Source organism: Bartonella sp. AA89HNZF (genome assembly GCF_042196905.1).
Lineage (GTDB): Bacteria > Pseudomonadota > Alphaproteobacteria > Rhizobiales > Rhizobiaceae > Bartonella.
In genome coordinates this window covers 1-316 of the sequence record NZ_JBHIRD010000093.1, presented here as the reverse complement: position 1 = coordinate 316, position 316 = coordinate 1, and the positions used below count along the sequence as shown (strand labels likewise).

Below are 316 nucleotides of genomic sequence, written 5' to 3'. Positions count from 1 at the left end.
ATATGGTCCCTACTGTAGAAACAGCCTATTATGCAACGGGTAATGCAAGGTTGTATTTCAATACCGAGTGGAGTGATGGTTTAGAAACAGAACAACAAAAAACTGACCGCCTTCTTATTCATGGAAATATCTCTGGAACCACAACAATTTATTTTAATCATCTTTCAAACAATAGAAAATCAGAGACTGAGGATTCCCTTCCCTTAAACGCACGGGGACTTTCACTCATTCAAGTCTCTGGACAAGCAAATGAATCATCCTTCAAGCTGGCAAATGGCTATGTCACAATGGCGGGATTGCCTTATCAATATGTACT

General features: G+C 39.6%; 1 protein-coding gene. It reads left to right on the top strand.

The genetic code is table 11. The features are described from left to right. Positions 1 to 316 (top strand): autotransporter outer membrane beta-barrel domain-containing protein (locus ACFIN0_RS09885; protein ID WP_375702468.1); only part of this gene is annotated, 316 nt, incomplete at both ends.